At 67.9% G+C, this 20,725-nt stretch carries 18 protein-coding genes; 6 read left to right on the top strand and 12 right to left on the bottom strand.

Annotated elements, in window-relative coordinates; translation table 11 throughout:
- Positions 1 to 24 precede the first annotated feature (24 nt).
- From rplW to ACI2L1_RS14825, 11 genes are all read right to left on the bottom strand, one after another.
- Entirely contained in the window at positions 25 to 444 is a 420-nt protein-coding gene (rplW, locus tag ACI2L1_RS14875) for a 50S ribosomal protein L23 (protein WP_404739737.1), read from the bottom strand.
- On the bottom strand, positions 444 to 1,100 hold the full coding sequence (rplD, locus tag ACI2L1_RS14870) for a 50S ribosomal protein L4 (RefSeq protein WP_404739736.1): 657 nt from the start codon (positions 1,098 to 1,100) through the stop codon (positions 444 to 446). The genes rplW and rplD overlap by 1 nt, the downstream gene beginning before the upstream one ends.
- Before the next feature lie 5 nt (positions 1,101 to 1,105).
- The gene (rplC, locus tag ACI2L1_RS14865; protein WP_005481233.1) at positions 1,106 to 1,750 is read right to left on the bottom strand and encodes a 50S ribosomal protein L3; all 645 of its coding nucleotides are present in this window, start codon (positions 1,748 to 1,750) and stop codon (positions 1,106 to 1,108) included.
- A 17-nt stretch (positions 1,751 to 1,767) separates the two neighbouring features.
- Positions 1,768 to 2,076 carry a 30S ribosomal protein S10 gene (gene rpsJ / locus ACI2L1_RS14860; protein ID WP_003948644.1) on the bottom strand — a complete coding sequence of 103 codons (309 nt, stop codon included), beginning with the start codon at positions 2,074 to 2,076 and terminating at the stop codon, positions 1,768 to 1,770.
- Between the two features lie 506 nt (positions 2,077 to 2,582).
- The gene (locus tag ACI2L1_RS14855) at positions 2,583 to 2,936 is read right to left on the bottom strand and encodes a hypothetical protein (protein WP_404739735.1); all 354 of its coding nucleotides are present in this window, start codon (positions 2,934 to 2,936) and stop codon (positions 2,583 to 2,585) included.
- A gap of 75 nt (positions 2,937 to 3,011) precedes the next feature.
- Positions 3,012 to 4,208 carry an acyltransferase family protein gene (locus ACI2L1_RS14850; RefSeq protein WP_404739734.1) on the bottom strand — a complete coding sequence of 399 codons (1,197 nt, stop codon included), beginning with the start codon at positions 4,206 to 4,208 and terminating at the stop codon, positions 3,012 to 3,014.
- Positions 4,209 to 4,720: 512 nt separating this feature from the next.
- Complete coding sequence (gene tuf, locus ACI2L1_RS14845) at positions 4,721 to 5,914, bottom strand: elongation factor Tu (RefSeq protein WP_404739733.1); 1,194 nt, start codon at positions 5,912 to 5,914, stop codon at positions 4,721 to 4,723.
- A 154-nt stretch (positions 5,915 to 6,068) separates the two neighbouring features.
- On the bottom strand, positions 6,069 to 8,195 hold the full coding sequence (fusA, locus tag ACI2L1_RS14840) for an elongation factor G (protein ID WP_404739732.1): 2,127 nt from the start codon (positions 8,193 to 8,195) through the stop codon (positions 6,069 to 6,071).
- A 39-nt stretch (positions 8,196 to 8,234) separates the two neighbouring features.
- Complete coding sequence (gene rpsG / locus ACI2L1_RS14835) at positions 8,235 to 8,705, bottom strand: 30S ribosomal protein S7 (protein WP_007384059.1); 471 nt, start codon at positions 8,703 to 8,705, stop codon at positions 8,235 to 8,237.
- A 2-nt stretch (positions 8,706 to 8,707) separates the two neighbouring features.
- On the bottom strand, positions 8,708 to 9,079 hold the full coding sequence (gene rpsL, locus ACI2L1_RS14830) for a 30S ribosomal protein S12 (RefSeq protein ID WP_003948652.1): 372 nt from the start codon (positions 9,077 to 9,079) through the stop codon (positions 8,708 to 8,710).
- A gap of 355 nt (positions 9,080 to 9,434) precedes the next feature.
- Positions 9,435 to 10,076: a DUF1707 and DUF4190 domain-containing protein gene (locus tag ACI2L1_RS14825; RefSeq protein ID WP_404739731.1), complete on the bottom strand. Its 642-nt coding sequence runs from the start codon at positions 10,074 to 10,076 to the stop codon at positions 9,435 to 9,437.
- A 264-nt stretch (positions 10,077 to 10,340) separates the two neighbouring features.
- Between ACI2L1_RS14825 and ACI2L1_RS14820 the strand changes: the two genes are divergently transcribed.
- From ACI2L1_RS14820 to ACI2L1_RS14795, 6 genes are all read left to right on the top strand, one after another.
- On the top strand, positions 10,341 to 11,057 hold the full coding sequence (locus tag ACI2L1_RS14820) for a Crp/Fnr family transcriptional regulator (protein WP_404739730.1): 717 nt from the start codon (positions 10,341 to 10,343) through the stop codon (positions 11,055 to 11,057).
- A gap of 121 nt (positions 11,058 to 11,178) precedes the next feature.
- Positions 11,179 to 11,925: a hypothetical protein gene (locus ACI2L1_RS14815; RefSeq protein ID WP_404739729.1), complete on the top strand. Its 747-nt coding sequence runs from the start codon at positions 11,179 to 11,181 to the stop codon at positions 11,923 to 11,925.
- Positions 11,922 to 14,063 (top strand): hypothetical protein, encoded by a 2,142-nt coding sequence (locus ACI2L1_RS14810; RefSeq protein ID WP_404739728.1) that lies wholly within the window; start codon positions 11,922 to 11,924, stop codon positions 14,061 to 14,063. The genes ACI2L1_RS14815 and ACI2L1_RS14810 overlap by 4 nt, the downstream gene beginning before the upstream one ends.
- A 12-nt stretch (positions 14,064 to 14,075) precedes the next feature.
- The gene (locus ACI2L1_RS14805) at positions 14,076 to 15,194 is read left to right on the top strand and encodes a hypothetical protein (RefSeq protein WP_404739727.1); all 1,119 of its coding nucleotides are present in this window, start codon (positions 14,076 to 14,078) and stop codon (positions 15,192 to 15,194) included.
- On the top strand, positions 15,191 to 15,700 hold the full coding sequence (locus tag ACI2L1_RS14800; protein ID WP_404739726.1) for a Pycsar system effector family protein: 510 nt from the start codon (positions 15,191 to 15,193) through the stop codon (positions 15,698 to 15,700). Before ACI2L1_RS14805 ends, ACI2L1_RS14800 begins: the two co-directional genes overlap by 4 nt.
- Positions 15,701 to 15,726: 26 nt before the next feature.
- A complete protein-coding gene (locus ACI2L1_RS14795) occupies positions 15,727 to 16,710 on the top strand; it encodes a M48 family metalloprotease (RefSeq protein WP_404739725.1) in 984 nt (327 codons plus the stop codon).
- A 56-nt stretch (positions 16,711 to 16,766) separates the two neighbouring features.
- Here ACI2L1_RS14795 and ACI2L1_RS14790 read toward each other — a convergent pair whose 3' ends face one another.
- Entirely contained in the window at positions 16,767 to 20,666 is a 3,900-nt protein-coding gene (locus ACI2L1_RS14790; RefSeq protein ID WP_404739724.1) for a DNA-directed RNA polymerase subunit beta', read from the bottom strand.
- Positions 20,667 to 20,725 lie beyond the last annotated feature (59 nt).

The raw sequence follows: 20,725 nt of genomic DNA, 5'->3' as shown, positions 1-20,725 counted from the left end.
CCGATATCGGACGATCCGACCCGCTTACGCGGACGGACCGCCGAAGATGTCGATACGGTCGCCCTCGGCCAGGGTCACGATCGCGCGCTTGCTGCCCGCACGCTGACCGAAACCGGTCTTCGTGCGCTTGCGCTTGCCCTGGCGGTTGAGCGTGTTCACGCCGGTGACCTTGACCGAGAAGACCGCCTGGACGGCCTGCTTGATCTGGGTCTTGTTGGCGTTGGGGGCGACGATGAACGTGTACTTGCCCTCGTCGAGAAGCGCGTAGCTCTTCTCGGACACGACCGGCTTCAGCAGGACGTCACGGTGATCCGTGAACGCCTTGCTGGGCGCGGTGACGACGGTGTTCTTGCCCTCGGCGGCGTGGCGACGCGCCTTGGCGACGCGCGCGGCCTTGGCGGCCTTGGCAGCCTTGGAGGCAATGCTCGGGTGACGCGTAGCCATCAGGCTTCGCTCCCTTCGGTGTCAGCGGCCTTGGGGCCAGACACGAAGGACTCGAAAGCGGCCTGGGTGAAGACCACGTCGTCCGAGACGAGAACGTCGTACGTGTTCAGCTGGCCCGGCTCCAGGATGTGGACCTGGGGCAGGTTGCGGGCGGACAGCCACGCGGCCTCGTCGGCACGGTCGATGACGAGCAGCAGGTTCTTGCGCTCGCTGATCTTGCCGAAGAGCGTCCTCGCGGCCTTCGTCGAAGGCGACTCGCCCTCGATGACGCCGGAGACGACGTGGATGCGGTTGTTGCGGGCCCGGTCGGTGAGGGCGTGGCGCAGGGCCGCGGCCTTCATCTTCTTCGGGGTCCGCTGCGAGTAGTCACGCGGCGTGGGGCCGTGGACGACGCCACCGCCGGCGAACTGCGGCGCACGGGTCGAACCCTGACGGGCGCGGCCGGTGCCCTTCTGGCGGTACGGCTTCTTACCGCCACCACGGACCTCGCCACGACGCTTGACCTTGTGCGTGCCCTGACGGGCGGCGGCCAGCTGCGCGACGACGACCTGGTGAAGCAGCGGGATGCTGATCTTCTCGACGTCGAAGATCTCGGCCGGGAGCTCTACGGTCCCGGCGGTGTCGCCGGAGGGCGACAGAATGTCAATGGTGCTCATAGTCCTCAGGCCCCCTTGGCCGCGGTGCGGACCAGGACGAGGCCGCCGTTCGGACCAGGAACCGCGCCCTTGATGAGGAGCAGGCCCTTCTCCGCGTCAACGGCGTGAACGGTCAGGTTCTGGGTGGTGACCCGCTCGTTGCCCATGCGACCCGCCATGCGGAGGCCCTTGAACACACGGCCCGGGGTGGCGCAGCCACCGATGGAGCCGGGAGAGCGGTGCTTGCGCTGGGTGCCGTGTCCGGCGCCGAGGCCCTTGAAGTTGTGACGCTTCATGACACCGGCGAAGCCCTTGCCCTTGCTCTTGCCGGTCACGTCCACCTTGACGCCGGCCTCGAAGACCTCGGCGGAGATCTCCTGGCCCAGCGTGTACTCGGAGGCGTCCGCGGTGCGGATCTCGACGAGGTGGCGGCGGGGCGTGACGTCGGCCTTGGCGAAGTGACCCTTGAGGGGCTTGTTCACCTTGCGCGGGTCGATCTCGCCGAAGGCGATCTGGACCGACTCGTAGCCGTCGACATCGTTCGTACGGACCTGGGTGACGACGTTGGGGCCGGCCTTGACGACGGTGACCGGAACAACACGGTTGTTCTCGTCCCACACCTGCGTCATGCCGAGCTTCTCGCCCAGGATGCCCTTGATCTGCTTAGCCATTCTCAGATCACCGGCCTTCAGAGCTTGATCTCGATGTCGACACCGGCCGGGAGGTCGAGTCGCATCAGAGAGTCAACGGTCTTGGGGGTCGGGTCGAGGATGTCGATCAGGCGCTTGTGCGTGCGCATCTCGAAGTGCTCGCGCGAGTCCTTGTACTTGTGCGGCGACTTGATGACGCAGTACACGTTCTTCTCAGTGGGCAGCGGCACCGGGCCCGCGACCGACGCACCAGTGCGGGTCACCGTCTCGACGATCTTCTTCGCCGAGGAGTCGATGACCTCGTGGTCGTAGGCCTTGAGCCGGATGCGGATCTTCTGTCCCGCCATGGCTACTCCGTAGTCCTGTCTATTTACCGCTCTGGAACCCGGCGTTCCTTCGACTTCTCCGACCCACGCGGTCGGGTGTGTCGCACTCTCACCGACATAGATGTCCCTTGTTCGAACATCCCTTGTCTGGGAAAGAGGTCCACCGGGCGCCTGGCCAGTGCCGCACTCCGCTTCCCGAAAGATTCCCGTACGTCCGCCCCAGCGCTGCCGTAAGGCAGTTAGGGCGACGAGTACTGTGGGACTCGCTTCCGGTCCTCCCGGCGGGAGGCGCGCAGCATCAACACTCGACCGAGCAACCCCGCTAGTCTGCCATACGGGGCAGGGGCCTGGCCAATCGAGCCGGAGACAATACCCCGGGAGTGACGCAGGTCAAACACAGGTCCCCTCCGAACCGCCACGGCGTCGCGGTGGAGTGCCATCGGTTTCCCGGTCGGCGGCCCCGCTGTTGTCCGGACGCACCGGAGCGTGCAGACCATCCCCCGACCTGATCACGACGTGTGCCTGCCCTACGGCCAGTCGACCAGGGCCGCGAAGACGACGTACACGCACGGCACCATCACCGGCGCCGCGAGCGCGAACCCCACCCGCCGGGCCGTGTTGCGGCGCTCCCACGGCAGGGCCCAGCTGGCCGCCAGCAGGAACAGGGCGATGCCCAGGCCGCCGAGCAGCACCGGGAAGGCGACGCCGAAGCTCGACTCGAAGCGGTCGGCCTCGGCGCCCGCGCAGGAGTCACAGGCCATCGTGGAGAGGCCGCCGACGAGATAGACGAGCAGGCACGCGGGCAGGGTCAGGAGCGTCGAGACCAGCGGGGCGACCCAGGCACCGGTCGCGCGGTCGTCGTCGAGTGTGAGGTCCGGCATGGGTCCATCACAGCGCGCGGGCGCACGCGTTCGCATGAGCGTTCGTACCTAGATGGCACGGTCGCCGTACGGTTGTCAGCCGCTCGCGTTCCGCAGCCGCGCGAACGACGTGTCGAGGCCCCGCTTCAGCAGCCGTGCCACCGGGCGCTCAACGAACCGGTGCACCAGCCAGCTCAGCAGCAGGAACCCGGCGATGACGGAGACGACCAGGAGACGGGCGTCCATGGTGTCGCGCAGGCGGTTGATGACCGCCGTACCGGCCGCGTAGTGCGTCAGGTACAGCGGATAGGTCAGCGCGCCCGCCGTCACCAGCCACTTCCAGCGGATGCGGTCCGTGGCTCCGAGGGCGATGGCGACCATGGCGAGCAGGAACACGGTGAAGATCGCCACGCTCCCCCGCCACCCCGAGACGTGCTCGACCTCGTCGATCCGGATGCCCAGTTCGCGCTGGCCCATCAGCCAGGCCATGGCGAGGATGCCCCACAGCAGCAGGTCCTGGCCGAAGCGGTGCATCAGGTACAGGGAGAGGCCCGCGATGAAGTACCAGGCGCCCTCCGGGTTGGCCACCAGGTCAAGGAGGGGGAGCTCGGAGATCGGGGCGAGCATGGCCGCGGCGCCCCACACACAGCAGAAGACGACGACCTTGCGGTAGGTCAGGCCGGTCCACACGACGACCAGGAAGAGGAGGTAGAAGCGCAGTTCCGACCAGAGGGTCCAGTAGACGCCGTCGACGTTCATGACGCCCGAACCGGACTGGAGCATCGTGATGTTGAGGAGTACGTCCCGCATCCGCAGGCGGTCCCAGACGCCGGGCAGCAGCAGCAGGGCGGTGGTGGTGAAGGCGACGGCGAACCAGTAGGCGGGGTACAGCCGGATCACCCGCGACACGAAGAACTGCCTCGGAGTGCGGCCCCAGCAGGACATGCAGATCACGAAACCGCTGATCACGAAGAAGATCTCGACGCCGATCCAGCCGTAGGAGGCGAACCGGAAGACCGTCGGCATGATGTCGGAGACCGGCCGGTCCCAGATGCGGTTGCCCGGCTGGTCGACGCGGTCGGTGCCGGCGTAGTGGTGCATCGCGACCATCAGGGCGGCGAGCAGCCGGATGCCGTCGATGGCGTACAGACGGCGGCCGGCACGGTCGCGTACGGCGCCGTGCCGGGCGGGCTGACGCGGCGGGGACGGCACGGCGAGGGGAGGCAGCGGCTGTTGCAGGCCGCCGACGAGCCGCCGCGGTATCGACGTTCTGCGCTGTTCCGCGTCCTGCATCGACACCTGCGTGTCCGTCCGTCCTCGCGAGGGGATCCCGGGCCGGGGTGGCCATCGGACGCCTCAGGCTACGACCCTCACAACCACCCCACAGTGACCAGACAAGAACATTCCTCCCACGGATGTCGTGGAGTTGCCGCAAACCTCGCCGAACCGCTTCGGAAAGTTCCCTCAGACTTCATTTGACAGTCGTCGGCGACTCTTGCCAGGTGTGCCGTCCATCCCGATGATCTCGCCCATGTACAAACGAAGACGCCTATGGGCACCTACGTCGGCGCCGCCCTCGCCGCCGTACTGCTCCCCGGCATCTCACCGGTCGCCGACACCCCGCCCTGGGACCCCCTTGTCAGCGGGACCGCCCTCCTGATCGTGGCCCAGCTCATCCACTGCTGGCCGAGCGCCGTCAGGAGCTCCCCCTGGCTCCTTTCGCCACGATCGGCAAGCCGGGCATGCGAAAGGGCCCGTACGACCGGAGTCGTACGGGCCCCTTCCAGAGACCTACCGGGTCAAGATCAGGCGTTGATCTTGGTGACCTGGCCGGCGCCCACCGTGCGGCCACCCTCGCGGATGGCGAACTTCAGGCCCTCTTCCATGGCGACGGGCTGGATGAGCGAAACCGTCATCTCAGTGTTGTCGCCCGGCATGACCATCTCGGTGCCCTCGGGGAGGGTCACGACGCCGGTCACGTCCGTCGTACGGAAGTAGAACTGCGGACGGTAGTTGTTGAAGAACGGCGTGTGGCGGCCACCCTCGTCCTTGGACAGGATGTAGGCCTGCGCCTCGAACTCGGTGTGCGGGGTGACCGAGCCCGGCTTGATGATGACCTGGCCGCGCTCGACGTCCTCGCGCTTGATGCCACGGAGGAGCAGACCGACGTTCTCACCGGCCTGGCCCTCGTCGAGCAGCTTGCGGAACATCTCGATGCCGGTGACCGTGGTGGTGGTCTTCTCGGTCTTGATGCCGATGATGTCGACGGTCTCGTTGACCTTGAGGACACCGCGCTCGATACGACCGGTGACGACGGTGCCACGACCGGTGATCGTGAAGACGTCCTCGATCGGCATCAGGAACGGCTTGTCGACGTCACGCTCGGGCTGCGGGATCGCCTCGTCGACGGCGGCCATCAGGTCCAGGACCGACTGGCCCCACTCCTTGTCGCCCTCGAGCGCCTTGAGCGCCGAGACCTTGACGACGGGAACGTCGTCGCCCGGGAACTCGTACTCGGAGAGGAGCTCACGGACCTCGAGCTCGACGAGCTCCAGGATCTCCTCGTCGTCCACCATGTCGGCCTTGTTCAGGGCGACGACGATGTACGGAACGCCGACCTGGCGGGCCAGGAGCACGTGCTCCTTGGTCTGCGGCATCGGGCCGTCGGTGGCGGCGACCACGAGGATGGCGCCGTCCATCTGCGCCGCACCCGTGATCATGTTCTTGATGTAGTCCGCGTGACCGGGGCAGTCGACGTGGGCGTAGTGACGCGTCTCGGTCTGGTACTCGACGTGCGCGATGGAGATGGTGATACCGCGCTGGCGCTCCTCGGGAGCCTTGTCGATCTGGTCGAAGGCCGAGGCCTCGTTCAGGTCCGGGTACGCGTCGTGCAGCACCTTGGTAATGGCGGCCGTAAGGGTCGTCTTACCGTGGTCGATGTGACCGATGGTGCCGATGTTGACGTGGGGCTTAGTCCGCTCGAACTTCGCCTTCGCCACGGGGTCCTCCTGTGGAGTGGTTCTGAACGCCTTGCTTCATCGGCGCCAGGTGATCTTTGCTGGAAAGCCTCGGCCCGGGGGCAACCCCCCACAAACGCGGGTGAATGCCCCTCCGGGCTCCGGAGTCAAGCCTAAAGCGTGCGAACGCGGTGCGTTACTCGCCCTTGGCCTTCGCGATGATCTCCTCGGCGACGTTCCGCGGAACCTCGGCGTAGGAGTCGAACTGCATCGAGTAGCTTGCGCGACCCGACGTCTTGCTGCGGAGGTCTCCGACGTAGCCGAACATCTCCGAGAGGGGCACGAGGCCCTTCACGACGCGGGCACCGGCCCGCTCCTCCATGGCCTGGATCTGACCACGGCGGGAGTTGATGTCGCCGATGACCTCACCCATGTAGTCCTCGGGCGTGGTGACCTCGACGGCCATCATCGGCTCAAGGAGCACGGGGGACGCCTTGCGCGCGGCCTCCTTGAAGGCCTGCGAACCGGCGATCTTGAACGCGAGCTCGGAGGAGTCGACCTCGTGGTAGGCACCGTCGAGAAGCGTGACGCGGACGCCCGTCATCTCGTATCCGGCGAGGATGCCGAACTGCATGGCCTCCTGCGCACCGGCGTCGACCGAAGGGATGTACTCCTTCGGGATACGGCCACCGGTCACCTTGTTCACGAACTCGTACGAGGCGTCGCCGCCCTCGATCGGCTCGATCGCGATCTGCACCTTGGCGAACTGGCCGGTACCACCAGTCTGCTTCTTGTGCGTGTAGTCGACGCGCTCGACGGCCTTGCGGATCGTCTCGCGGTAGGCGACCTGCGGCTTGCCGACGTTGGCCTCGACCTTGAACTCACGGCGCATACGGTCGACCAGCACCTCAAGGTGCAGCTCGCCCATACCACCGATGATGGTCTGGCCGGTCTCCTCGTCCGAGTGGACCTGGAAGGAGGGGTCCTCCTCCGCGAGACGCTGGATGGCGACACCCAGCTTCTCCTGGTCACCCTTGGACTTGGGCTCGATGGCGACCTGAATGACCGGCGCCGGGAAGTCCATGGACTCCAGGATGACCGGGTTCTTGTCGTCGGACAGCGTCTCACCGGTGGTGGTCTGCTTCAGGCCCATGACCGCGATGATGTCGCCGGCGCCCACCGACTCGATCTCCTCACGCTTGTTCGCGTGCATGCGGTAGATCTTGCCGATGCGCTCCTTCTTGCCCTTGACGGAGTTCAGCACGGCGGTGCCGGACTCCAGGCGGCCCGAGTAGACCCGGACGAAGGTGAGCTTGCCGAGGTGCGGGTCGCTCATGATCTTGAACGCCAGCGCGGACAGCGGCTCGTCGTCGGACGGCTTGCGCTTGACGACGACCTCGGGGTCCTTCACGTCGTGGCCCTCGATGGCCTCGACGTCGAGCGGGGTGGGGAGGTAGCGCACGACCGCGTCGAGCAGGGGCTGGACGCCCTTGTTCTTGAACGCGGTGCCACAGAACACCGGGGTGACCGTGACGCCGTCGGACTTGCCGGACGCGATGGTGATGCGACGGATCGCGGCGTACAGCTGCTCCTCGGTGGGCTCCTGGCCCTCCAGGAACAGCTCCATGATCTCGTCGTCGTTCTCCGCGACGGCCTCGACCAGCTTGCCGCGGTACTCCTCGGCAGCCTCGGTGTGCGTGGCCGGGATGTCGACGACGTCGTACATCTCGCCCTTGGCGGCCTCGGCGGACCACACGAGCGCCTTCATGCGGACCAGGTCCACAACGCCCTTGAAGTCCATCTCGGCGCCGATCGGCAGCTGCATGACCAGCGGGACGGCACCCAGGCGGCTGGAGATCATGTCCACACAGCGGTGGAACTCCGCGCCGGTACGGTCCAGCTTGTTCACGAAGCAGATGCGCGGCACGCCGTAGCGGTCGGCCTGACGCCACACGGTCTCGGACTGCGGCTCGACACCGGCGACACCGTCGAACACCGTGACGGCACCGTCGAGGACGCGGAGCGAACGCTCCACCTCGACCGTGAAGTCGACGTGCCCGGGGGTGTCGATGATGTTGATGGTGTAGTCGTTGTCCTCGAGCGGCCAGTGACAGGTGGTGGCAGCAGAGGTGATCGTGATGCCACGCTCCTGCTCCTGCTCCATCCAGTCCATGGTGGCGGCGCCGTCGTGGACCTCACCGATCTTGTACGAAACGCCGGTGTAGAACAGGATCCGCTCGGTGGTGGTCGTCTTGCCCGCGTCGATGTGGGCCATGATCCCGATGTTGCGGACCCTGGCCAGGTCAAGCGAAGTGGTAGCCATAAGGCTTCAGTCTTCTCTCGGTCTCGATGGGGTCTGCGACTACCAGCGGTAGTGCGCGAAGGCCTTGTTGGACTCGGCCATCTTGTGCGTGTCCTCGCGCTTCTTGACGGCCGCACCAAGGCCGTTCGAAGCGTCGAGAAGCTCGTTGAGCAGACGCTCGGTCATGGTCTTCTCGCGACGGGCGCGGGAGTAACCGACCAGCCAGCGCAGCGCCAGCGTGTTGGCGCGGCCGGGCTTGACCTCGACCGGCACCTGGTAGGTGGCGCCACCGACACGGCGGGACTTGACCTCAAGCGTGGGCTTGATGTTCTCCAGCGCGCGCTTCAGCGTGATGACCGGGTCGTTGCTGGTCTTCTCGCGCAGGCCCTCCATGGCGCCGTACACGATGCGCTCGGCGGTGGAGCGCTTGCCGTTCAGCAGCACTTTGTTGATGAGCGACGTGACAAGAGGAGAACCGTAGACCGGGTCGATGATGACCGGGCGCTTCGGGGCGGGGCCCTTACGAGGCATTCTTACTTCTCCTTCTTGGCGCCGTAGCGGCTGCGGGCCTGCTTGCGGTTCTTGACACCCTGGGTGTCAAGGGAACCGCGGATGATCTTGTAGCGAACACCGGGCAGGTCCTTCACACGGCCGCCGCGCACGAGCACGATGGAGTGCTCCTGCAGGTTGTGTCCCTCACCCGGAATGTAAGCGGTGACCTCGATCCCGCTGGTCAGACGCACACGCGCGACCTTACGCAGGGCCGAGTTCGGCTTCTTCGGGGTGGTCGTGAACACACGCGTGCAGACGCCGCGACGCTGAGGGGAACCCTCGAGTGCGGGCGTCTTGTTCTTCTCGACCTTGTCCTGCCGGCCCTTGCGGACCAGCTGCTGGATCGTAGGCACTACTTCTCCGGTTTCTGTGTGCCGAATGGTGAAGCTAACCTGGAACATCGCCGACCCACGCGGTCGGGTGTGTCGAATCCGGTGACTCCCGCCGCGAGGCGAAAAGGGCGCAGATCGCGGTGGCCGCTCACGGCTCCCCTAGTGCGGTTGAAGGCACGCACGAGAGCCAGGGCACACCCCAGGCACAAGGTCTGAGCGTACCTAGCTCATTCGCTGCGGTCAAAACAAATGGACGGCAGCGACATCGCGGGGCGGACGGTGTCAAGCCCCTACGCCGTGGACGATCTTCGATTTCACATTCCGCGCATGCAGAATCACGGCTTCCGCGGGCGCGTCGGGCCCGTCGTCCCGATGCTCACCCGGAGGCCAGACCCACCGCGAGCAGCAGCGTCATCAGGACCGACCACGCGGCGATCGACAGCCAGCCGAACACCAGCCCGGTCAGCGCGAGCCCGTCGCCGCCCTCTCCCGTCCGGTCGATCTCCGCCCGGGCGGCGTGCCCGAGGATCACCGCCGGAATCCCGGTGAACCCGAACGTCGGCACACACAGCAGCCCGCACACGGCGGCCCCGACCGCCTTCCCGTTCGCCCGCGGCCGCGGCGCGGGCAGAAACGTCCGCGGTACGGCGGTGAAGGGCGCCGGCTGCGGCACGGGACCGAGCGGCAGATCGGAGACGAGCAGTGCCAGCTCCCCCACGGTCCGGGCGCCGTACGCCCGCTCCACGCGCTTGTCGAACTCCGCCTTCTCCAGCCGCCCCTCCCCGTACCCGGCCCGCAGCACATCGACGGCACGCTCACGGTCGGCGTGGGAGGCGAGCATGGCGGAGGCGGCTCCGGGCTGCGGGACGACACCGGTCTGCGGGACGGCGTACCCGGGCCAGGGGGGCACGACCGGGGCGCGCGCGCCGGACCAGGACCCCGCTGCCGGGCCGTCCCTGCCCGGCCCTGACGGCGACTCGTCCTTGCCCTGCCACGGTTGCCATGACGGTTGCGACACAGGAGCACCCCCTGGGCGGTCGAATGCCTCCATGATGCTCCAACGCTCCGATACCGGGACAGGTTCCCGCACCCCTAACCGGAAACGTCCGGACAGATCACCCTTGGACCACTCGCGGCCGCGCCAGCACGCCCTGCCACACCGGCCGACGGCGCGTCGGCCACGGCGGCCGATTGTCGCCCGTTTCCCGAACCGCCACTTCAAGTACGTTGACTGGTTGCGGAATCAACGGCATCCGTGCAGGTGAACGAGGGGGCAGGGGATATGGCCGGGGGGCAGACGCATACGTGGGACGACGGCGGTTTCGACGACAAGGTGCCGTTTCTCGCCCGTCTGGAGAAGGAGGACCGGGTCGCCCTGCTTGCCATCGGCCGCCCGCTGAAATATCCGGCACGCGGTGTCGTCATGCGCCAGAACGAACCGTCCACCCATGTGCTGCTTCTCCTGCACGGCTGGACCAAGGTCACGGTGAACGCCGTCAACGGCTACGAGGCCCTGCTCGCCCTGCGCGGCCCGGGCGACATAGTCGGCGAGGGCGCGGCCCTCAGCAGACGGCTGCGCTCGGCGACGGTCACCGCCCTGGAGCCGGTCGACGCGGTGGTCGTGGAGGAGAGCCGCTTCACCGCGTTCCTCGCCGCCAACGCCCGGGTGGCCCTGCAGTTGCTGGGCCTCGCCACCGACCGACAGCGCTCGACAGACCGCCGCAGGCTCGAATGGGCCGCCCTGACGGTGCGTGAGCGGTTGGCCGTCCTGTTGCTCGAACTCGTGCGCACCCACGGCAGGCACACGGACGAGGGGATCGAACTCACCATCGGCCTCAGCCAACAGGAGTTCGCGGGCTCGGTCGGCTCCTCACGCGAGGCGGTGGCCCGGCTTCTCAAGGACCTGCGCGGCCGCAAGGTCGTCACCACCGATCGTCGCCGCATCGTCGTGCTCCGCCCTGACGTGCTGCGCCGCATCGTCGCCGGCGGCGCGGCCTGACCACACGGGACCCCGTCCCGTCTGTGCACACGGTCACAGTTCCTCCGTGTCATCGGGCCTTCGGCCCCCGCCCGGGGCAGGCCATCGTGCTGAGCATCAGCTCACTCGCGAGAGGCAGCCCATGACCGACCCCGTGTACCGCACCATCCTGCTCTTCGACATCGAGCAGTTCGGCAAGCGTGACGACGTGGAGCAGGCCTATCTGCGCCGGATGCTCTACGACGTCGTCGACGCCACGCTCCTCGCCGCCGGCGTCGAGGAGACGTCCCGGCTGCGGGCGGACCGCGGTGACTCCGTCATGGAGCTCATCGACACCCGCATCTCCGTACCGGCCCTTGCCAAGACCCTGCTGAGCGATACCCCCGCACTCCTGCACAGCAAGAACCGTCTGATCGCCGACAGCACCCGCATGCGGCTGCGCATCGTGCTCTCCGCCGGTTACGTCGCCGTGGACGAGCTCGGCGGCTGGGTCGGCAGGGACCTCAACCACGCCGTACGGCTGCTGGACTCCGGCCCGCTGAAGGCGGCGCTCAAGAACCGCGGCGACGACTGCGTGCTGTGCGCGTCCGACGGCGTCTACCAGGGCGTCGTCAGCAACGGCCACCTGGGCGTGCGGCCGGAGGACTTCCATCGGATCACCGTGGAGACCAAGGAGGGGCCGACCATCGCATGGCTCCACGGCGCACCCGCGGATCCCACGCCGGGCGCGCCCGCCGCCGACGCCCCCGCGGACTCCCCGACCGGCGGCGCCCCGTCCGGCCAGCACAACGAGACCCGCGTCAAGGGCGACCACTTCGGTCCCAGCGGTGGCACCAACGGCGACCTGACTTACGACTTCGGCTCGTCCCGGCGAGGTGAGCGCCGATGAGTCAGGAGGACATGGCGAAGGGCGCCGCGGCCTCCGCCGACGGAGCCAAGCCGGACGGTGACCAGAAGAAGCAGGACGAGTCGGCCGAGTCTCAGGAACGGCAGCGGCAGAAGGCCTGGGACGCGCGCTGGGATCTGATCTCCCACGGCCCGGCCTTCGTCTCCCCGCTGGCCCGCACCGACGCCAAGAGGGACCTGTTCGGTGTCACCGGTGGCGTGGTCGAGGGCGACGTGAACTACCACTTCGGCTCACGACCGGAGCATCTCGAACACCTCTCAGGGGAGGTCCCCCGGGGCCAGGTCGAGGAGTTGTCGTACGTCTTCCACGGCTGCCCGAGCTTCGAAGAGGCCCTCGACCGGCTGCGCAGCGAGCGGGTCGTCATCCTCTCCGGCGGGCGGGACACCGGCCGGCGCTCAGCGGCGCTGATGCTGCTGCTGCACCTGGGCGCCGAGCACATGCGCAGCCTCGGCGCACCCACCTCGCTCTCCGCTCTCCCGGAGCAGCTGGCCGACTCATGCGGATACCTGCTGCTCAACCTGACGACCACCCGCAGCCACCCCTTGCGCGAACCGCACCTCCTGGCCCTGCGGGAGCGGCTGGAGCACGCCGGAGGCCACCTGGTCATCACGATCGAGCCGTCGACGGCCCTGGAGGACGTCCCCGTGGTGCGCTGGGAACCACCGACGACGGAGGAGATGCTGCGTTCCCACGTCACCCGGCATGCCGGGGCCGCAGCGTGGGCCGATCTCTGCGACATCGCGCCGGTGAAGGAGTTTCTCGTACGACAGCAGCAGCCCGGCGAGATCGACCAGTTCGCACGACAACTCGTCGCCTTCCAGAGCGGCAGGATCGGAGAGGAGGAACTCGCCGCTCAAGGACAGGCCGCCGTGGCCGCACAGGTCTCCCGCTGGCTCACCGACGACCAGCGTGAACTGCGCGACAAGGCCTTCCTCATCGCGCTCGCCGTCTTCGACAAGGCTCCCTACGCGGTGACTGCCGAGCTCGCCGACCAGCTCTACGCACACCTGCAACACACGGCCGACCCTCGTACGGCGCCCCGGATCCCGGTCTTCGGCAGCTCCCGTGAGGAGCGGCTCCGCCTCGCCCGAGCGCGCGGGTACGTGGGCACGGAGGTCACCGAGTGGGGTCCGCTCGTGGGCCGGTACATCGCCGAGTTCTGCGACGAGCGCACGGCCCCGATCCTGCTGGAGGAGGTGTGGAACCTCCACCCGTCCGCCCGGCCCGCCCTCGTCAAGTGGATACATGAACTCGCGGACGACGGCCGCCCCCTGGTACGGACCCGGGCGGCCTCGGCCACCGCGCTGCTGGCCACCGCCGACCTGTCCTCGGCCATGGCCCTGCTCATCGAACCCTGGGCGGACACCAAGCACTTCAACTCCTGGCTCACCGCGGCCAACGCGCTCACCATGGCCCAGCTCCTGGACGTGCCCACCGTCCTGCGCATCCTGCACGACTGGTGCACCAGCGACGACGACTACGCGGGCCGCCGCTGGACGGCCGTACGCGCATACGGGCTGCTGGGCCCAGTGCACTACCAGTACGCCCTGAGCGCCCTGCTGGACGCCATACACCTGCAGCGCCCGCACGAGGACCAGGACGACGAGGAGTTCGACGCCGAGGCCTACGCCAAGGAGGAGGCCCTTCAGTTCGCGGACGCACTGGAACTCCTGCTCCTCGCGGTGCGCGCACCTGTGCTGAGCGCCCTGGCCGAGCGCCTCGACAGCGACCGCAGGGTCCGTACGTACGCACTGCTCGCCTTCCTCCAGGCATGTCGGCAGACCGACGGGCCGGACGACCGTCCGATCGTCCTGGACTGGTACGCACAGGCTGCGGCAGCCGTGGACGACACCGAGGCGCGCCACCTCGTGGCCTTCTGGGAAGCGGCGCTGGCCGACCGGGAGAGCACCTCCGAGGCCCTGCGCATCCTGCGCGGCTGGGTCCTCACGGCCGACCGCGACCCGGAGTGCGAGGCGGCCCTCACCTCGCTGTTGCCCGCCCTTGTCACCACTCCGGCCAACCGCCACCGCGTGAACCACCTGCTCCGCGCGGTCCGCGACGCCGGAAAGCCCCCGTCACCGGCGGCCGTCCGGCTGCTGGCACGCATCCCCAACCACTGAGAGAGGCCAGCCATGCAACACACCGACCCACGCCACGAGCAGCCGCAAGAGCTGAAGTACTCCAAGCCTCCCGAACAGCCGCACAGTCAGGACCTGCCCTTTGCCGGGCCGGGCGAGCCTGGGGAGCAGGAGGACGACCGGCGGTTCGAGCGGCTCGACTGGTTCCGGCAGCGACCCGAGCAGCCCTTCGTGTCCCGCCCCGACGCGGACCCCGTCCACACCGTCTGGCATCTGTCGCGGTATCGGTTCGGCAGCCGGCGCTACGCGGGACGCCTCGACCACGCGCTGGTCCTGGTCACCCCGCAGGGGACGTACCGGACCTTCATGCCACCGAAGCGCCCCACGTCCGTCTGGGGCTGCATCACGGTGTACGAGGTCGACACGGACACCCATTCCTTCCAGCTGAACGTGCCCCTGCCCAGCCGGGTCGACAGCTTCGAGTTCGAGGCCACAGCCGACATCACCTGGCGCGTCGTCGATCCGGAGCTGTTCGTGCGCAGCCAGGAGCACGATGTGCCCACCCTGGTCACTCGCAAGCTGCTGCCCGTGATGCGGGCAGCCGGTCGCGGCCACTACATCGAGGCGAGCGCCGACGCCGAGGGGGCTGTGCAACGGGCGGTGGACGCCACCCCACAGATCGGCGCGGCCGAGGGCCTGGAGGTCGGCTGCTCGGTCCGGCTGCGGCGCGATGCCACCGAGCGCACCCACCAGGACCGGCTGCGCACGGCCCGGCACGAGCAGGAGGCGGCCGAGCCGGAGCACCGGGCGTCCATACTCCGTGCCGAGTACGAGGCGAAGCGGACTGCCGCGAAGATCGAGTTCTACGAGCATCACCTGGCCAGGGGCGGTACGGCCGCGCTCGCCCTGCACCTGGCGGTGCATCCGGAGGACACGACGCTGGTGCTCCAGCACCTCCATACCGAGCAGGCCGAGCTGGTGCAGACCCAGCTGCACCTGATCGACCAGGCGCTGGAAGGCAAGCGGCTGGAGGACTACCAGCTCGCACAGCCCCATCAGCTCATAGCCGAGCGGATGACCGCCATTCTGCGGGCGACAGGAGTCTCCCCCGAGGGCGAACTCCCGCCGGCCTACCCGGAGCCGCGCGAGAGCCTCCCGGACGACGGCACATGACCCGGGCCCCGCGCAGCCCACGCGCGCGGGCCGACGCCCATCTGCTCGCCGAGCTCCGCGGCGAGATCGCCCGCGCCGACGCCAAAGCCACGGTCCTGGTGGGCATGCTCGGCCTGACGGCGGGGTTGCTGAGCGCCCTCCTGATCAACCTGCGCTGGACCCCCGCCCGCCTCCCCGTGCCGGCCGCCGTGCTGTGGTGGTCGGGAACCGCACTGCTCGTCACCTCGCTCCTCGCCCTGCTCCTGGCCGTGATGCCCCGCTACGGCAGAAGCCATTGGGCCCCGGGCCTCCCGCTCACCTACTTCGACGACATCCGCCGCGCCGCCCGCGCCGGCCTGCTCGGCGCTGCCCTCGCGGACACGGAACGCTCGCCCGCCCGGGCGCTGCGCACCGCCCTCGCCGAGAACAGCCGTATCGCCGCTCGCAAGCACTTCTGGATCCGGACCGGACTGATCGCCTTCGGCGGCTCGGCGGTCCTGCTCCCCGTGTCTCTGCTCATCGCCTGAGATCGTCCCCACTCGAAGGAAGCGCCATGTCCCTGAACTACGAACACGAGGGCCCCGAGGAACCGGGGGAACCCCGGAAATCCCGGAAACCGGGCGAGGAGCTGCCATTCCGCTCCGGCCGCGTCCACATATCCACCCGTCGGCGCGGCGCGGACATCACCGCCCTCGGCCATCTGGCACTCCATCTCCCCCACGGGCTCGCCAGTCTGGCCGTGGTCTTCCTGGTGTCGTACGTCGTCGGCGTCGTCAGCGACCTCCCCTGGTGGATCCCGTTCGGGTGCTGGGCGCTCAGCGGTGTCCTGGTCTTCAGCCGGCCCTGCGAACGCCTCCTGGCCCGGTGGCTCTTCCGGCTGCGCTACCCCGCCCCCGAGGAGGAGCGGAAACTGCGTCCCGTCTGGCGGGAGGTGGCGGGCCGCGCCGGAGTCGACGCGAACGGCTACCAGCTGTGGATAGAGAACAGCGCCGACGTCAACGCCCTGGCGGCGGCTGGCCACATCGTCAGCGTCACCAGCCACTCCATGAAGACGCTCACTCCCGCACAGCTCGGGGGCGTACTCGCCCATGAGCTCGGCCATCACACCCGGGGCCATGCGTGGGCGTCGCTGCTCTCCCTCTGGTACGCGCTGCCCGCCCGGATCGCCTGGCGGCTGCTGCTCCGGCTGGCCTCACGGGTCAAACGGCTCTCCGCGGGCGCGGCAACTGCCGCGATCGTCGCCGCGGTCGTCGTCGTCCTCGCGCTGGCGACCGCCACGTACGGCCTGATCTTCCTTCCGCTGGCCACACCGTACCTGGTCGCCGCCGTCTCCCGGCGGGCCGAGCTGCGCGCGGACGAGCATGCCGCGGGTCTCGGATTCGCCGCACATCTGCTGGAGGTGCTGCGTGCGGAGCACGATCGGCTGGAATCCCGGCAAGCTGCCCGGGAAGGCGTGATGTTGCGGCTGCTCGACTCCCACCCCGACGTCCATACGCGGATGCACCGTCTGCAGGCCTATGTGGAACGCGGGCGGTGACACGCCGAAGGGCGGCCACCCCAAGAGGTGACCGCCCTTCAACTCAAGCGACTCGCTTACTGGTTGTACGGACCGTAGTCGTAGTCCTCCAGCGGAACGGCCTGGCCGGAGCCCGTGCCGAACGGCGAGTAGTCGATGTCGTCGTAGCCGACGGCCGAGTACATCGCGGCCTTGGCCTCCTCGGTCGGCTCGACCCGGATGTTGCGGTAGCGGGACAGACCCGTACCGGCCGGGATGAGCTTACCGATGATGACGTTCTCCTTGAGGCCGATGAGGCTGTCGGACTTGGCGTTGATCGCCGCGTCCGTCAGGACTCGGGTCGTCTCCTGGAAGGAGGCGGCCGACAGCCAGGATTCCGTCGCCAGCGAGGCCTTGGTGATACCCATCAGCTGCGGACGACCGGAGGCCGGGTGACCGCCCTCCTGGACCACACGACGGTTCTCGGTCTCGAACTTCGAGCGCTCGACCAGCTCGCCGGGCAGCAGCTCGGCGTCGCCGGACTCGATGATCGTCACACGGCGCAGCATCTGCCGGATGATGATCTCGATGTGCTTGTCGTGGATCGACACACCCTGCGAGTTGTAGACCTTCTGGACCTCGCCGACCAGGTGGACCTGGACGGCACGCTGACCCAGGATGCGCAGCACGTCGTGCGGGTTGGTGGCACCCACGGTGAGCTTCTGGCCCACCGAGACGTGCTCGCCCTCGCTGACGAGGAGTCGGGCACGCTTCGAGATCGGGAACGCCGTCTCGTCGCTGCCGTCGTCCGGCGTGATGACGATCTTCTTGGTCTTCTCGGTCTCCTCGATGCGGACACGGCCGTCCGCCTCGGAGATCGGGGCGACACCCTTCGGGGTACGGGCCTCGAAGAGCTCGACGACACGCGGCAGACCCTGCGTGATGTCGTCACCGGCCACACCACCGGTGTGGAAGGTACGCATCGTCAGCTGGGTACCGGGCTCACCGATGGACTGGGCGGCGATGATGCCGACCGCCTCACCGATGTCGACCAGCTTGCCGGTGGCCAGCGAGCGGCCGTAGCACATCGCGCAGGTACCGACGGCGGACTCGCAGGTCAGGACCGAGCGGGTCTTGACCTCGGAGACACCGTGCTTGACGAGCTCGTCGATGAGGACGTCGCCGAGGTCGGTGTTGGCCGGGGCCAGCACCTTGCCGTCGACGGTGATGTCCTCGGCCAGCGCACGGGCGTACACGCTGGTCTCGACGTTGTCCGCCTTGCGCAGCACGCCGTCCGCGCCGACCTCCGCGATCTGGAGCTTGAGACCGCGCTCGGTGCCGCAGTCCTCCTCGCGGATGATGACGTCCTGCGAGACGTCCACCAGACGACGGGTCAGGTAACCCGAGTCGGCGGTACGCAGGGCGGTGTCGGCCAGACCCTTACGGGCACCGTGGGTGGAGATGAAGTACTCCAGCACGGACAGGCCCTCACGGAAGGACGCCTTGATCGGACGCGGGATCGTCTCGTTCTTGGCGTTCGACACCAGACCACGCATACCGGCGATCTGCCGCATCTGCATCATGTTTCCTCGGGCACCCGAGTCAACCATCATGAAGATGGGGTTCGTCTTGGGGAAGTTCTCGTTCATCGCCTCGGCGACCTCGTTGGTCGCCTTGGTCCAGATCGCGATGAGCTCCTGAGTGCGCTCTTCCTTGGTGATCAGACCGCGCTCGTACTGCTTCTGGACCTTCTCGTCCTGTGCCTCGTAGCCCTTGACGATCTCCTTCTTCGCCTCGGGAACGACGACGTCGGAGATGGCCACGGTGACACCGGAACGGGTCGCCCAGTAGAAGCCCGCCGCCTTCAGGTTGTCGAGCGTCGCCGCCACGATGACCTTGGGGTAGCGCTCGGCCAGGTCGTTGACGATCTCGGAGAGCTGCTTCTTGCCCACCGAGTAGTCGACGAACGGGTAGTCCTCGGGCAGCAGCTCGTTGAAGAGCGCGCGGCCCAGGGTGGTGCGCAGCCGGAAGGTGTCACCCTGCTGCCACTCCGGGTCGCCCTCCTCCTGCGCCGGCGGCATCCAGCCACGCGGCGGGATGGTGCCCACCGGGAAGCGGATGTCGACCTGCGACTGGAGCGCCAGCTCACCGGCGTCGAACGCCATGATCGCCTCGGCCGTGGAGCCGAAGGACCGGCCCTCGCCCTTGGTGTCACGCAGCTCACCGTCGGTGGTGAGGAAGAACAGACCGAGGACCATGTCCTGGGTCGGCATCGTCACCGGACGGCCGTCGGCGGGCTTGAGGATGTTGTTCGAGGACAGCATCAGAATGCGGGCCTCGGCCTGAGCCTCCGCGGACAGCGGAAGGTGTACGGCCATCTGGTCGCCGTCGAAGTCCGCGTTGAACGCGGTGCAGACGAGCGGGTGGATCTGGATGGCCTTGCCCTCGACCAGCTGCGGCTCGAAGGCCTGGATGCCGAGGCGGTGCAGGGTGGGAGCACGGTTCAGCAGCACCGGGTGCTCGGCGATGACCTCTTCGAGGACGTCGTACACGACGGTGCGGCCGCGCTCCACCATGCGCTTGGCGCTCTTGATGTTCTGCGCGTGGTTCAGGTCGACCAGGCGCTTCATCACGAACGGCTTGAAGAGCTCCAGCGCCATGGCCTTCGGCAGACCGCACTGGTGCAGCTTCAGCTGCGGACCGACGACGATCACGGAACGCGCGGAGTAGTCCACACGCTTGCCGAGCAGGTTCTGACGGAATCGACCCTGCTTGCCCTTCAGCATGTCGCTGAGGGACTTCAGCGGGCGGTTACCGGGACCGGTGACCGGGCGACCACGACGACCGTTGTCGAAGAGGGCGTCGACGGCCTCCTGGAGCATGCGCTTCTCGTTGTTCACGATGATCTCGGGGGCACCGAGGTCGAGAAGGCGCTTCAGGCGGTTGTTGCGGTTGATCACACGGCGGTACAGGTCGTTCAGGTCGGAGGTCGCGAAGCGGCCACCGTCCAGCTGCACCATCGGGCGAAGGTCCGGCGGGATGACCGGGACGCAGTCGAGGACCATGCCCTTGGGGCTGTTGGAGGTCTGCAGGAAGGCAGACACGACCTTCAGCCGCTTCAGCGCACGGGTCTTCTTCTGGCCCTTGCCGGTACGGATGATCTCACGGAGGCGCTCGGCCTCCTCGTCGAGGTCGAAGGACTCCAGACGCTTCTGCAGCGCCGCGGCACCCATCGAACCGTCGAAGTAGGTGCCGAAGCGGTCCCGCAGCTCGCGGTAGAGCAGCTCGTCGCCTTCGAGGTCCTGGACCTTGAGGTTCTTGAAGCGGGTCCACACCTCGTCGAGACGGTCGATCTCGCGCTGGGCACGGTCGCGCAGCTGCTTCATCTCACGCTCGGCACCCTCGCGCACCTTGCGGCGCACGTCCGCCTTGGCACCCTCGGCCTCCAGCTCGGCCAGGTCGCTTTCCAGCTTCTTGGCGCGGGCCTCCAGGTCGGAGTCACGACGGTTCTCGACCTGCTGACGCTCCACGGAGACGTGCGCCTCCAGGGAGGGCAGGTCGCGGGTGCGGCGCTCCTCGTCGACGTACGTGATCATGTACGCCGCGAAGTAGATGACCTTCTCCAGGTCCTTCGGAGCGAGGTCGAGCAGGTAGCCGAGGCGCGACGGAACGCCCTTGAAGTACCAGATGTGGGTGACGGGAGCGGCCAGTTCGATGTGGCCCATCCGCTCACGACGCACCTTGGCGCGAGTGACCTCGACGCCGCAGCGCTCACAGATGATGCCCTTGAAGCGGACACGCTTGTACTTGCCGCAGTAGCACTCCCAGTCCCGGGTAGGACCGAAGATCTTCTCGCAGAAGAGTCCGTCCTTCTCGGGCTTGAGGGTGCGGTAGTTGATGGTCTCGGGCTTCTTGACCTCGCCGTGGCTCCACTGACGGATGTCGTCAGCGGTGGCCAGACCGATCCGGAGCTCATCGAAGAAGTTGACGTCGAGCACTATGCGTCAATCCCTCTCAGGGTTGTAAGTCTTGGGGTCTGATACGGGGGTCCAGGGGC

The organism is Streptomyces sp. NPDC019531 (assembly GCF_044903305.1).
In the GTDB taxonomy this organism is placed as follows: domain Bacteria; phylum Actinomycetota; class Actinomycetes; order Streptomycetales; family Streptomycetaceae; genus Streptomyces.
The sequence above is the reverse complement of the archived record's forward strand: the minus strand, read 5'-3'. Positions and strand labels throughout refer to the sequence as shown.